Annotated in this window: 11 protein-coding genes; 10 read left to right on the top strand and 1 reads right to left on the bottom strand. The window is 60.9% G+C overall.

Features of this window, described 5'->3' with window-relative positions:
* Window positions 1-16 precede the first annotated feature (16 nt).
* The 3 genes from AB4O05_RS25925 to AB4O05_RS25915 all read left to right on the top strand — a co-directional run bounded on the left by AB4O05_RS25925 (window position 17) and on the right by AB4O05_RS25915 (window position 3,914).
* Entirely contained in the window at window positions 17-1,978 is a 1,962-nt protein-coding gene (locus AB4O05_RS25925; protein ID WP_460134583.1) for an aconitase family protein, read from the top strand.
* 1 nt (window position 1,979) lies between these two features.
* Window positions 1,980-2,486, top strand: a complete 507-nt coding sequence (gene rraA / locus AB4O05_RS25920; RefSeq protein ID WP_460134584.1) for a ribonuclease E activity regulator RraA — start codon at window positions 1,980-1,982, stop codon at window positions 2,484-2,486.
* A gap of 96 nt (window positions 2,487-2,582) precedes the next feature.
* On the top strand, window positions 2,583-3,914 hold the full coding sequence (locus tag AB4O05_RS25915; RefSeq protein WP_460134586.1) for an MFS transporter: 1,332 nt from the start codon (window positions 2,583-2,585) through the stop codon (window positions 3,912-3,914).
* A gap of 88 nt (window positions 3,915-4,002) precedes the next feature.
* On the opposite strand, the gene AB4O05_RS25910 is transcribed toward AB4O05_RS25915, so the two are convergent.
* A complete protein-coding gene (locus tag AB4O05_RS25910) occupies window positions 4,003-4,272 on the bottom strand; it encodes a DUF2790 domain-containing protein (protein WP_460134588.1) in 270 nt (89 codons plus the stop codon).
* A gap of 427 nt (window positions 4,273-4,699) precedes the next feature.
* On the opposite strand from AB4O05_RS25910, the gene acs reads away from it, so the two are divergent.
* From acs to argR, 7 genes are all read left to right on the top strand, one after another.
* Window positions 4,700-6,655 carry an acetate--CoA ligase gene (acs, locus tag AB4O05_RS25905; RefSeq protein ID WP_460134589.1) on the top strand — a complete coding sequence of 652 codons (1,956 nt, stop codon included), beginning with the start codon at window positions 4,700-4,702 and terminating at the stop codon, window positions 6,653-6,655.
* 782 nt (window positions 6,656-7,437) lie between these two features.
* Window positions 7,438-8,223, top strand: a complete 786-nt coding sequence (locus tag AB4O05_RS25900; protein WP_460134590.1) for an ABC transporter substrate-binding protein — start codon at window positions 7,438-7,440, stop codon at window positions 8,221-8,223.
* Between the two features lie 92 nt (window positions 8,224-8,315).
* Window positions 8,316-9,005: an ABC transporter permease gene (locus AB4O05_RS25895; RefSeq protein WP_010208305.1), complete on the top strand. Its 690-nt coding sequence runs from the start codon at window positions 8,316-8,318 to the stop codon at window positions 9,003-9,005.
* Entirely contained in the window at window positions 9,002-9,700 is a 699-nt protein-coding gene (locus AB4O05_RS25890; RefSeq protein WP_460134592.1) for an ABC transporter permease, read from the top strand. Before AB4O05_RS25895 ends, AB4O05_RS25890 begins: the two co-directional genes overlap by 4 nt.
* Window position 9,701: 1 nt before the next feature.
* Window positions 9,702-10,814 carry a succinylglutamate desuccinylase/aspartoacylase family protein gene (locus AB4O05_RS25885; protein WP_460134593.1) on the top strand — a complete coding sequence of 371 codons (1,113 nt, stop codon included), beginning with the start codon at window positions 9,702-9,704 and terminating at the stop codon, window positions 10,812-10,814.
* Window positions 10,815-10,841: 27 nt separating this feature from the next.
* Complete coding sequence (locus AB4O05_RS25880; protein WP_460134594.1) at window positions 10,842-11,606, top strand: ABC transporter ATP-binding protein; 765 nt, start codon at window positions 10,842-10,844, stop codon at window positions 11,604-11,606.
* A 223-nt stretch (window positions 11,607-11,829) separates the two neighbouring features.
* A complete protein-coding gene (gene argR / locus AB4O05_RS25875) occupies window positions 11,830-12,810 on the top strand; it encodes a transcriptional regulator ArgR (RefSeq protein WP_460134596.1) in 981 nt (326 codons plus the stop codon).
* The last annotated feature ends 7 nt before the right edge of the window (window positions 12,811-12,817 follow it).

Below are 12,817 nucleotides of genomic sequence, written 5' to 3'. Positions count from 1 at the left end.
AGGAAGGAGAGGGCATATGACTAAAACAACACTGCGCTTTGAAGGACGCATCCTATTTTTATCCCGCCACAGCGAGGCCGTTCGTGCCCAGCTGCAGGGGCGCGACATCACGCTGGCCGAGGCGCTGCCGCTACGTGATGATATTTCCACCGATGAAATCACCCCCGTGGTCGTCATGATGACTTACGACTCGCGGCTGTGTGAGTTCCCCTATGTTGGCTTCAAGACACAAGATGGTTATCCCATCGGCAATTTTGCGGTGCAAGCGGGCGGGTTCGCGGTCACGGTGGCGGGCAAGCGCTATGGCAAGGGTTCCTCGCGGGAGTCCAGCCCGCTGGCGGAAAAGTCCGCCGGTATCCGGCTGATCATTGCCGAGAGCTTCGAGCGGATCTATCGGCAGAACTGCGACAACATCGGCATCTACACCTCGACCGATTTCGGCTTGATCGAGCGTATCCGCGCCGGCGAAGCCATCGCGATCGACGAGTTCCTGGCCGGGCGCGATGCCGTGACGCAGGCGGTGATTCGCGCGGGCGGCCTGCTGGCGTTCAGCAAAGCCCACCTGCCACCGCGCGCTGCCAACGTGTTCAACCCTGTCCCGCGCCACCGCCCGCTGACGTTGGTCGAAAAGATCATCGAGCGCCGGCGCATCGAGTCGCAGGGCGAGGTGGTGAAAGGGGATGGCGTGTTTATTTCTGCCGACTGGCGTTTCAGCCACGACTACTTCACCGGGATGTGCGCGCACCTGATGCACGACGCCTTCGGTGACGACGTGGCGCTGGTGCGGCCGCAGCAGATTATTGCCTTTCAAGATCACCTTATCCTGGCGGGCCAGAGCGCTGCCCATGTGCGTGGCAACCTGCTCGCGGCGGTGGGTGGGTTAGCCAGCGCCCATGATGAATTTGTGCGGCGTTACCCGGTGATCGAGCACGGTGCATTGAAAGACCAGCCTGGGTCGGAGGGCATCTGTCACGCCTTGATGACCGAGCAATACGCGCTCCCCGGCCAGGTGGTGGTCGGCACGGATTCACATACCCCGCACGCGGGCGCGTTGGGCTGCCTGGCCTTCGGTGCCGGTGCCACGGACATTGCCAATAGCTGGGCCACGGGTTACATCCGCTGCCGGATGCCCGAGATCATCCGCGTCGAACTCAATGGCCGGCTTGCGCCTGGGTTGACGGCCAAGGACGTGGTGCTCGAGTTGTTGCGGGCGCCGTTGATTCGTCAGGGGCATGCGATTGGTGCGGTCTTCGAATACACCGGCGAGGCGGTGCAGGCCATGTCGATTGATGAGCGGGCCACGCTGACCAATATGGTGGCGGAGCTGGGCGGGTTTACCGGCATCGTGCGGCCCGACCAGAAAACCGTGGATTTCATCCTCGAGCGCCGGGGCGTGGCCATTGAAGTGGAGGCGTGGTTATTCAGCGATGCGGGGGCTGAGTACAAAGCGCAGTTGGCGATCGACTGCGCGCGCCTGACACCGCTGGTCGCTGCGCCCGGCGACCCCGGAAACGCCATGGCCCTTGCGGCGCTTGAAACGCCTGTGCTTGTAGACATTGCCTACGGCGGCTCCTGTACCGCCGGTAAGCGCGAGGACTTTGACTATTACCACGAGGTGCTTGCCTGGGGGTTGGCACAGGGTTTGTCGCTGCATGAGCGCACCCGGCTCTACCTGCAATATGGCACGTTGGCGGTTCGAGACTACTGCATCGACAAGGGCTACCTGGCCACCTTCGAGCGCCTGGGCGTCGAGATGATCATGCCGGGGTGTGGGGCCTGTGCCAACTGCGGGCCGGGGTCCTCCACGCGCGCGGACCAGGTGACCGTGAGTGCGATCAACCGCAACTTTCCGGGCCGCTCCGGGCCCGGTCAGGTCTGGCTTGCCAACCCGTACACAGTGGCTGCCAGTGCGTTCCTGGGGCGACTGGGCAGCTTTGACGAGTTACGCGGGCTCGCAGCTAAAGAAGAGGTCGGTTGAGATGGATTTTTCGACTGCCGATCTTTGTGACCAGCACGAGGCCATGGTCCGCAGCGGCGATGTGCGCGTACTGCCGGGCCAGTGGGCCTGGTTCGGTACCGTGCGCCGTTGCCAGGGCCACATCGTCACGCTCCAGGCGCAGGGGTGTAACGGTGACCTTCGCGCCCTGCTCGGGGAGGCAGGCAATGGCCGCGTGCTCGTAGTGGATGCCGGGCTCGATCCCTTGGCATTGCTGGGCGAGAACCTGGCGGCCCTGGCCAGGCGCAACGGCTGGGCGGGTGTGTTGATTCACGGCAACGTGCGCGATGTCAGAGCGCTGGCCGGCATAGAGCTCGGGGTCATCGCCACCGGGCGCTGGCCGGTACGGTCGAGCAATGACCGGGGCGGGGGTGTGCGAGCGGTACTCAGCCTGGCGGGCACCCGCGTTAGCTCTGGCGAGTGGTTGTATGCCGATGAGGACGGTGTGCTGGTGAGTCGTCGCCCGTTGCACCCGCAGCCGTGCAGTTGAGGTGAACCGCGGGTTATCGGTGCCCTGAGGGTGTAGCCGGCTACGTCCGTGGCCGGAATAAATAATCTCCAACAACAATAATTACGGAGAAATAACATGGCTACTGCAATTCCAAGCGCTGTCGTAAACCCGGCCGGTATTGATGAGCTGCTGCTCTACCGGCGCATCGCCTGGCGAATTCTGCCGCTGACCATTGTGTGTTTCCTGTTTTCTTATTTTGACCGGATCAATATCAGCTTCGCCAAGACCCAGATGCAGGCAGAGCTGGGCTTGTCCGATGCGGCGTATGGCTTTGCCGCGAGTATCTTCTTCTTTGGCTATGTGCTGTTCGAAGTGCCCAGCAGTTATGGGCTCAAGCGTTATGGGGCGCCGAGCTGGATCTGTCGCATCATGGTGTCGTGGGGGCTGGCGACCGCGGCACTGGTGTTTGCCTATAACGAGTACACCTTGTACTTCCTGCGTTTTTTGATTGGCGTGATGGAGGCCGGTTTTGGCCCGGCGCTGCTGTTCTATCTGGCCTGCTGGTTTCCCAAAAAGAACCTGGCGAGCATGAACGGCATCTGGTTTCTGTCGATTCCACTGGCCGGCGTTCTGGGCGCGCCCGTGTCGGGGATAATCCTCGAGTACATGAACGGCTTTCTGGGGCTGGCAGGCTGGCACTGGTTGTTCATCTTGTCCGGGTTGCCGTGCAGCGTGCTCGGGGTGGTGGTGCTGTACCGACTTGATCGGGATATCCAATCCGCCAAATGGCTGAGCCAGGCTGAAAAGGACGTGCTGCAGCGCAACCTGGACAACGATAAAAAGCAATCCAGGCCGATTCAGGCTTCGTTGTTCAAGGTGATCTTCACTCGGCAGGTGGCCGTGCTGTCGGTGATCTACTTCATGGTCAAGCTCACCGGGTATGGCCTCAATTTCTGGATGCCTCACCTGATCAGTGCATCGGGTATCGAAAGCCAGGTGACCGTAGGGTTCCTGACCGCGCTGCCTTATCTGGTGGCCGCCATCGGCATGATCATTGTCACCCGGCGTTCCGACGCCACCGGCGAGCGGCGCAAGTACCTGTGGATGTGCATGTTGGTCGGTGGGGTGGGCTATTTCGCCGCGTGCTATTTCAATGACCACTACGTGCTGCTGACCTCATTCCTGGTCTTGGCCACGGCCGGTGTGTTCATTGCCATCCCGATTTTCTGGACGATTCCGCAGCAGGCGTTCACCGGCCTTGCGATCGCCGGGGGGATTGCCGCCGTGAATACGGTGGGGCAGCTCAGTGGGATGGTGGCGCCGTTGCTGGTGGGCTACATCAACGATGTGAGCGGCAACACGTACCTGGGGATGCTGGCGTTGGCGCCGTTCTGCGTTCTTTGCGCGGCCCTGGTTTACTGGGGGCTGCCGGATGATCGTACGGTCGTGAAACCGGCGCGAGGATAAGCGCGAAGTCACGGGGTGGGCCTGCTCTTTGCCGCAAGAACAATTTCTTGCGGCGAATAAGATCAGGTTTACCTGACTAACAAGTTGATTACCCGTTAGAGCAACCATTGCCCATTACGTGGTAGTTAAGAATATGGCGCTGACCCTGCGAGTCTTCATATTCCATCTTCACCGGAACAACTTCACAAACGTCCGGAACAGTGCTCATGGACACTACTTTGGCCACATCCAGCTTGGTGCTGTAGGTGTAGTCTTCAACAATCGGGGCGTTCTGGCCGGCCAGCTCAGTCGGGGCCTCGTCGGCCAGGGCGGCGGTGGCGCACAAGCTGCTGAGGGCCATAACTAATAAAGCTTTCATTTCTCTATTTACCTTCTTCAGGGCGAAAGGGGTCACGGGGCCCTTGTGAGGCCACGTGTGTAACTTAGGGTTGGTTAGTTCGGATTAACGTGCCTTCGTGGGGGCTGTTACGGTGTTAATCACTGCTCTGTTAATCACTGCTGTGTGTTAACCAGAGCGCCTTGGTTGGCGGAATTGATTTTAGGCCCGCAGGTTATATTCATATACCCGTGCTTTTGATAAAGACTGTTGGCGGTTTTTGTAACAATCCCGTGGTAAAGGTTTTTTCATCTGTGGGCAAAGCCACGCAGGGCGCGGGCCAGAGGGGCAGGTGGAGATAGCAGGGTAATTTGTAGGGTCTTGTTACTACCATCGTCGAATGGTTCTATAGGCCCACCCCGGCTACAACTGGGCCATACAAAAACAACTATTCACCGAGGTAAGAAAGATGAGTGCGGCTTCCCTGTACCCCGTTCGCCCCGAAGTAGCAGCCAACACGCTGACCGACGAGGCGACCTACAAGGCCATGTACCAGCAGTCGGTGGTCAACCCCGATGGTTTCTGGCGCGAGCAAGCCAAGCGCCTTGACTGGGTCAAGCCTTTCACCGTGGTGAAACAGACCTCGTTCGACGACCACCATGTCGACATCAAGTGGTTTGCCGATGGCACCCTGAACGTGTCCTACAACTGCCTGGACCGTCACCTCGCCGAGCGCGGCGACCAGGCCGCGATCATCTGGGAGGGCGATGACCCTGCCGAGAGCCGCACCATTACCTACCGCGAGCTGCATGAAGAAGTCTGCAAGTTCGCCAACGCCCTGCGTGGCCAGGACGTGCACCGCGGCGACGTGGTGACTATCTATATGCCGATGATCCCCGAAGCCGTGGTCGCCATGCTGGCCTGTGCCCGTATCGGTGCGATCCACTCGGTGGTGTTCGGCGGTTTCTCGCCGGAAGCGCTGGCCGGTCGCATCATCGACTGTAAGTCGAAGGTGGTGATCACGGCCGATGAAGGCATCCGCGCCGGCAAGAAAATTCCGCTGAAGGCTAACGTCGACGACGCACTGACCAACCCGGAAACCAGCAGCATCCAGAAGGTCATCGTGTGCAAGCGCACCAATGGCAGCATCAAGTGGAACCAGCATCGCGACATCTGGTACGAAGACCTGATGAAAGTGGCGGGCACCGTGTGTGCGCCCAAAGAGATGGGCGCCGAAGAAGCGCTGTTCATCCTCTACACCTCCGGCTCCACCGGCAAGCCTAAAGGCGTGCAGCACACCACTGGCGGCTACCTGTTGTACGCGGCCCTGACCCACGAGCGCGTGTTCGACTACCGCCCGGGCGAAGTCTACTGGTGCACCGCCGACGTCGGCTGGGTCACCGGCCACACCTATATTGTCTACGGCCCGCTGGCCAATGGCGCGACCACCTTGCTGTTCGAAGGTGTGCCGAACTACCCGGACATCACCCGGGTGGGCAAGATCGTCGACAAGCACAAGGTCAACATCCTCTACACCGCGCCGACCGCAATCCGCGCCATGATGGCCTCCGGCACCGCCGCGTGCGAAGGCGTGGATGGCAGCAGCCTGCGCCTGCTCGGGTCGGTGGGTGAGCCGATCAACCCGGAAGCCTGGGACTGGTACTACAAGAACGTCGGCCAATCCCGTTGCCCGATCGTCGACACCTGGTGGCAGACCGAGACCGGCGCCACCCTGATGAGCCCGCTGCCGGGCGCCCATGCACTCAAGCCAGGTTCCGCTGCGCGGCCATTCTTCGGCGTGGTGCCGGCACTGGTGGACAACCTGGGCAACATCATCGAGGGCGCCGCCGAAGGCAACCTGGTGATCCTCGATTCGTGGCCAGGCCAGGCGCGTACCCTGTACGGCGACCATGACCGTTTCGTCGACACCTACTTCAAGACCTTCCGTGGCATGTATTTCACCGGTGACGGCGCGCGTCGCGATGAAGACGGCTACTGGTGGATCACCGGGCGTGTGGACGACGTGTTGAACGTGTCCGGCCACCGCATGGGCACCGCCGAGATCGAAAGCGCCATGGTCGCGCACTCGAAAGTCGCCGAAGCGGCGGTGGTGGGCGTGCCGCATGACATCAAGGGGCAGGGCATCTATGTGTATGTCACCCTGAAAAATGGCGAAGAGCCGACCGAAGCGCTGCGCCTGGAACTGAAAAACTGGGTGCGCAAAGAGATCGGGCCAATCGCTTCGCCGGATGTGATCCAGTGGGCACCCGGCTTGCCGAAGACGCGTTCGGGCAAAATCATGCGCCGTATCCTGCGCAAGATTGCCACGGGCGAATATGACGCCCTGGGCGACATCTCCACCCTGGCGGACCCGAGTGTGGTGGCGCATTTGATCGAAACGCACAAGACCATGAACGTCGCGTAAGCCGGTTTGTGAGACCAAGCCCTATTCGGTGTCAGCCGGGTGGGGCTTTTTTGTGGGGGGCAGTTCGATACCACCGGCAAAACCGGATCAATGTATGTGGCTTGCCCACGTGCCCCCGCTCGGCATGGGCACTGACCGGTCACTTTTGTAGGCGCGAGGGGGACGCCTAGTTCTTGCTCGCGAAAAACCTGAGAACGCCGCGGGGGATCAGGTTTTTCGCGTTATCGTTGACGTTTTTCGCGAGCAAGCTCGCTCCTACAGGTTGAATGCATTTCAAGCTGAGCCTGGTGCTGTCTGATAGACGTGCATAACCATCAAGCAAATAAATATCGGTTTCTGTCGTAGGAGGTTTCTGAATGTTACCGGTCGGCGCAAATGTGTAACCCCATGCCCAAACCTGAGGCAAAGCGCTACGCCGTCGCCCGGAAAAGCCGCATTCCAGACACTCCCCGCAATAAGATTAAACACCACACTTGCCGTGCTAGAAGGGTTTGCGAATAATAGGCCCGCAATTTGCAGCAACAACAGGTTTAGTGTCTTTTGTCTCTGCATAAAATCCAGAGGCTGTCAATGAGCTGGAACCGCTTTCTCAGTGCTTCTGTAAATTGTTGTCGCATTGAGGAAATATCGGCTTCCGGCCTGTCGTTAGAATGCCGATCACTCGCTCGTCGTCGCAGGTAGTTGCCCGCGCAGGACGCAGCAACGCTATTCGGTTTCACCTTCGCCGCATCGTGGGCCATGGCTCATACTGCTGTTTTGCCCTATACCGATGGAGTCCCAAGATGAAGAAACTCGTGCTGTTGGGCGCCCTGGCGCTGTCCGTGCTGTCCATGCAGGCTTTCGCCGAAGGCAAGCCACTGAAAATTGGTATCGAAGCGGCTTACCCTCCGTTTGCCTCGAAGGCGCCGGATGGCAGCATCGTCGGCTTTGACTACGACATCGGCAACGCCCTGTGCGAAGAGATGAAGGTCAAGTGCACCTGGGTCGAGCAGGAATTCGACGGCCTGATCCCGGCACTGAAAGTGCGCAAGATCGACGCGATCCTGTCGTCCATGTCCATCACCGAAGACCGCAAGAAGTCCGTGGACTTCACCAACCGCTACTACCTGACCCCGGCGCGCCTGGTGTTGAAGGAAGGCACCGTGGTCAGCGACAGCCTGGACGAACTGAAGGGCAAGAAGATCGGCGTGCAGCGTGGCTCGATCCACGACCGTTTCGCCAAGGAAGTGCTCGCACCTAAAGGCGCCACGGTGGTGCCTTACAGCTCGCAGAACGAAATCTACCTGGACGTGGAAGCCGGTCGCCTCGACGGCACCGTGGCCGACGCCACCCTGCTGCAGGAAGGCTTCCTCGACACGCCGGCTGGTAAAGGCTATGCGTTCACCGGCCCGGCCTTCACCGACGTCAAGTACTTCGGCGACGGCATAGGCATCGCGGTACGCAAAGGCGACAAGGAAAACCTGGATCGTATCAACGCGGCGATCGCGGCGATCCGTGCCAATGGCAAATACAAGGCAATCCAGGACAAGTACTTCAAGTTCGACATTTACGGCGCCGACGCCAAGTAAATCGTCGCAGCGGTCTGTCCCGAATGGCGCAAGCAACAGAGGTCTCTGAAGTTTGCGCCATTTTTTCATCCCCCTTTTCGAGGACCTGAATCATGTTGAAAGGCTACGGGGCCGTCATCCTCGATGGCGCATGGTTGACGCTTCAGCTCGCCTTGTCGTCCATGGCCTTGGCCATTGTTCTGGGTCTGATCGGGGTCGCGTTACGCCTGTCGCCGGTGCGCTGGTTGGCCTGGCTGGGTGACTTGTACTCCACGGTGATCCGCGGGATCCCCGACCTGGTGTTGATCCTGCTGATTTTCTACGGCGGCCAGGACTTGCTCAACCGCGTCGCGCCGATGCTCGGCTATGACGACTATATTGACTTGAACCCCTTGGCCGCCGGTATCGGCACCCTGGGTTTCATCTTTGGCGCCTACCTGTCGGAAACTTTCCGTGGCGCCTTCATGGCCATTCCCAAGGGCCAGGCCGAAGCCGGCCTGGCGTATGGCATGAGCAGCTTCCAGGTGTTTTTCCGGGTGATGGTGCCGCAGATGATCCGGCTGGCAATCCCTGGGTTCACCAATAATTGGCTGGTACTGACCAAGGCCACTGCGCTGATCTCGGTGGTGGGCCTGCAAGACATGATGTTCAAGGCCAAGCAGGCGGCAGACGCCACCCGCGAGCCTTTTACCTTCTTCCTCGCAGTGGCGGCGATGTACCTGGTGATCACCAGCGTGTCGTTGCTGGCCCTGCGTCATCTTGAGAAGCGCTACTCGGTAGGCGTAAGGGCGGCTGATCTATGATCTTCGACTACAACGTCATCTGGGAGGCCATGCCGCTGTACCTCGGCGGCTTGCTGACCACCCTGAAACTGCTCGCCATCTCACTGTTCTTCGGCCTGCTCGCCGCCTTGCCCCTGGGCCTGATGCGCGTGTCCAAGCAGCCGCTCGTCAACGGCGCGGCGTGGCTTTACACCTACGTGATCCGTGGCACACCGATGCTGGTGCAGCTGTTCCTGATCTACTACGGCCTGGCGCAGTTCGAAGCCGTGCGTGAAAGCGTCCTGTGGCCGCTGCTGTCCAGCGCCACCTTCTGCGCGTGCCTGGCCTTTGCGATCAACACCAGTGCCTACACCGCCGAGATCATTGCCGGTAGCCTCAAGGCCACGCCCAATGGCGAGATCGAAGCGGCCAAGGCCATGGGCATGTCGCGCTATAAGCTGTACCGCCGCATCCTGCTGCCGTCGGCCCTGCGCCGCGCGCTGCCGCAATACAGCAACGAAGTGATCATGATGCTGCAGACCACCAGCCTGGCCTCCATCGTCACCCTGATCGACATCACCGGTGCCGCGCGCACGGTGAACGCACAGTTCTACCTGCCGTTCGAAGCCTATATCACCGCCGGCGCTTTCTACCTGTGCCTGACCTTCATCCTGGTGCGCCTGTTCAAGTTGGCCGAGCGCCGCTGGCTGAGCTACCTGGCTCCAAGGAAGCACTGATATGCAACGTATCGATCACCTGTTGCCCTGGGGGCACCTGGGCTGCGAGCGCCAGCTGAGCGTATTCCGCTTCGGCAGCGGCGAGCGCAAGGCCTATATCCAGGCCAGCCTGCACGCCGATGAATTGCCCGGCATGCGCGCTGCCTGGGAGCTGAAAAAACGCCTCACCGAACTGGAACGGCAAGGTGCCCTCAATGGGGTGATCGAGCTGGTGCCAGTGGCCAACCCGATGGGCCTGGGCCAGCTGTTGCAAGGCAGCCACCAGGGCCGCTTCGAGGTGGGCAGCGGCAAGAACTTCAACCGCGATTTCGTCGAGTTGAGCGAGCCGGTTGCGGCCTTGCTGCACGGCAAGCTGGGTGATGATCCGCACGCCAACGTGCGCCTGATCCGCCAGGCCATGAGTGACGTGCTCGCTGCCTTGCCCGCACCGAGCAGCCAATTGCAAGGCATGCAGCGCCTGTTGCTGAGCCACGCGTGCGGCGCCGATGTGGTGCTCGACCTGCATTGCGACGCCGAAGCCGCGCTGCATATGTACGCGCTGCCCCAGCATTGGCCGCAGTGGCGTTCGCTGTCGGCGCATCTGAATGTGAAAGTCGGCCTGCTGGCGGAAGATTCCGGTGGCAGTTCGTTTGATGAAGCCTGTTCGCTGCCCTGGTTGCGGTTGTCGCGGCTGTTCCCCGACGCGCAGGTGCCGCTGGCGTGCCTGGCGACGACCCTGGAATTGGGCGGCCAGGCCGACACCGGCCGCGATGAAGCGATTTTCCACGCCGAAGGCATCCTCGCGTTTCTCGCCGAGCAGGGCCTGATCAACGGCCAATGGCCGGCGCCGCAGTTTGAGCCGTGCGAAGGCATGCCGTTCGAAGGCACCGAATTGCTGTTCGCGCCCCACGCCGGCGTGATCAGTTACCTGCGCAAAGCCGGTGACTGGGTCGAAAAGGGCGAGCCGATTTTTGAAGTGATTGACCCCCTGGAAGACCGCGTCAGCCTCATTTGCGCGGGCACCTCGGGGGTGTTGTTTGCCGTTGAACGGCTACGTTATGCCCAAGCGGGTTTCTGGCTGGCCAAGGTGGCGGGGCGCGATGCGCTGCGGCACGGGCGCTTGCTCAACGACTGACCACCTGTTTTTGTGAGAACCGACCGCATGTACAAGCTTGAAGTCCAAGACCTGCATAAACGCTATGGCAGTCATGAAGTGCTCAAAGGCGTGTCCCTGGCTGCCGCGGCCGGTGATGTGATCAGCATCATCGGTTCCAGCGGTTCGGGCAAAAGTACCTTTTTGCGCTGTATCAACCTGCTGGAGCAACCCCACGCCGGCAAGATCCTGCTCAACAACGAAGAGCTGAAGCTGGTGGCCAGCAAGGACGGCGCGCTCAAGGCCGCCGACCCCAAGCAACTGCAACGCATGCGTTCGCGCCTGTCCATGGTGTTCCAGCATTTCAACCTGTGGTCGCACATGACCGCGCTGGAAAACGTGATGGAAGCGCCGGTGCATGTGCTGGGCGTGTCGAAGAAAGAAGCGCGTGAAAAGGCCGAGCACTACCTAGCCAAGGTCGGCGTGGGCCATCGTCAGGATGCGTTCCCCGGCCATATGTCCGGCGGCGAGCAGCAGCGCGTGGCGATTGCCCGTGCCCTGGCGATGGAGCCGGAGGTGATGCTGTTCGACGAACCCACCTCGGCGCTCGACCCGGAACTGGTGGGTGAAGTGCTCAAGGTCATGCAGGACCTGGCCCAGGAAGGCCGCACGATGGTGGTGGTCACCCACGAAATGGGCTTTGCCCGTGAAGTGTCCAACCAGTTGGTGTTCCTGCACAAAGGCATCGTCGAAGAACGCGGCAACCCGCGTGAGGTGCTGGTCAATCCGCAGTCCGAGCGGTTGCAGCAGTTCCTCTCCGGCAGCCTGAAATAACCATGCCCATCCCTGTAGGAGCGAGCTTGCTCGCGAAGACCGTCAACGGTAACGCGGGGAGCCAGGCACCCCTCGGTGCTCTCAGGTTTTTCGCGAGCAAGAAGTAGGCGTCCCCCTCGCTCCTACAGGAGAGTAGTCTTCATTGTTTTTGAGATTTGCGTTGGTTTACGGGCTAGCATTGGCCCACGCCTTCATTACTGTTACTCGCTTCGGATAGCACTCCATGCCCGACCACAAAATTGGTTTCCTGATTTGGCCCAGCACAAAAGCACTCACGCTTGCGCTGGCTGAGGAGGCCTTGCGCGTCGCCCAGCGAGTGCATCCGGAGGTGGTGTATGAACTGTCGTTCCTGCTCGCCGAGCCTGCCGGCGATGGCGCCTGGCAACTGCCGGGTGAGCCGTGGGCCGGCAAGCTGGATGGCTTGCAGAAGCTGTTCCTGCTGGCCGACGAGCCACCCACTGTCATCGCCTCGCAACTGAGCGCCGCCCTCAAGCAACTGGTGCGCACCGGCTGTGTGATCGGCGGTCTGTCGGCCGGGGTGTACCCGTTGGCCCAGCTCGGGCTGCTCGACGGTTACCGCGCCGCCGTGCACTGGCGCTGGCAGGACGATTTTGCCGAGCGTTTCCCCAAGGTCATCGCCACCAGCCATCTGTTCGACTGGGACCGTGACCGCCTGACCGCCTGCGGCGGCATGTCGGTGCTCGACCTGCTGCTGGCGGTGCTGGCCCGTGACCATGGCGCCGAACTGGCCGGCGCGGTCTCGGAGGAACTGGTGGTGGAGCGCATCCGCGAAGGTGGCGAGCGCCAGCGTATTCCGCTGCAAAACCGCCTGGGCTCCAGCCACCCCAAGCTGACCCAGGCGGTGTTGCTGATGGAAGCGAACATCGAAGAGCCGTTGACCACCGACGAAATCGCCCAGCACGTCTGCGTGTCCCGACGACAACTGGAGCGCATCTTCAAGCAGTACCTCAACCGTGTTCCCAGCCAGTACTACCTGGAACTACGCCTGAACAAGGCCCGCCAGATGCTCATGCAAACCAGCAAGTCGATCATCCAGATCGGCCTGTCGTGCGGCTTCTCCTCGGGGCCGCACTTCTCCAGCGCCTACCGCAACTTCTTTGGCGCCACGCCACGCGAAGATCGCAACCAGCGACGCAGCAGCAGCCCCTTCGAATTGTCATCGGTGCCTTCCGAGCGCGGTTGAGCGGCCG

The sequence above is a fragment of the Pseudomonas sp. S1_G07 genome, assembly GCF_054668565.1.
This window is presented reverse-complemented; position numbering and strand designations above follow the sequence as displayed.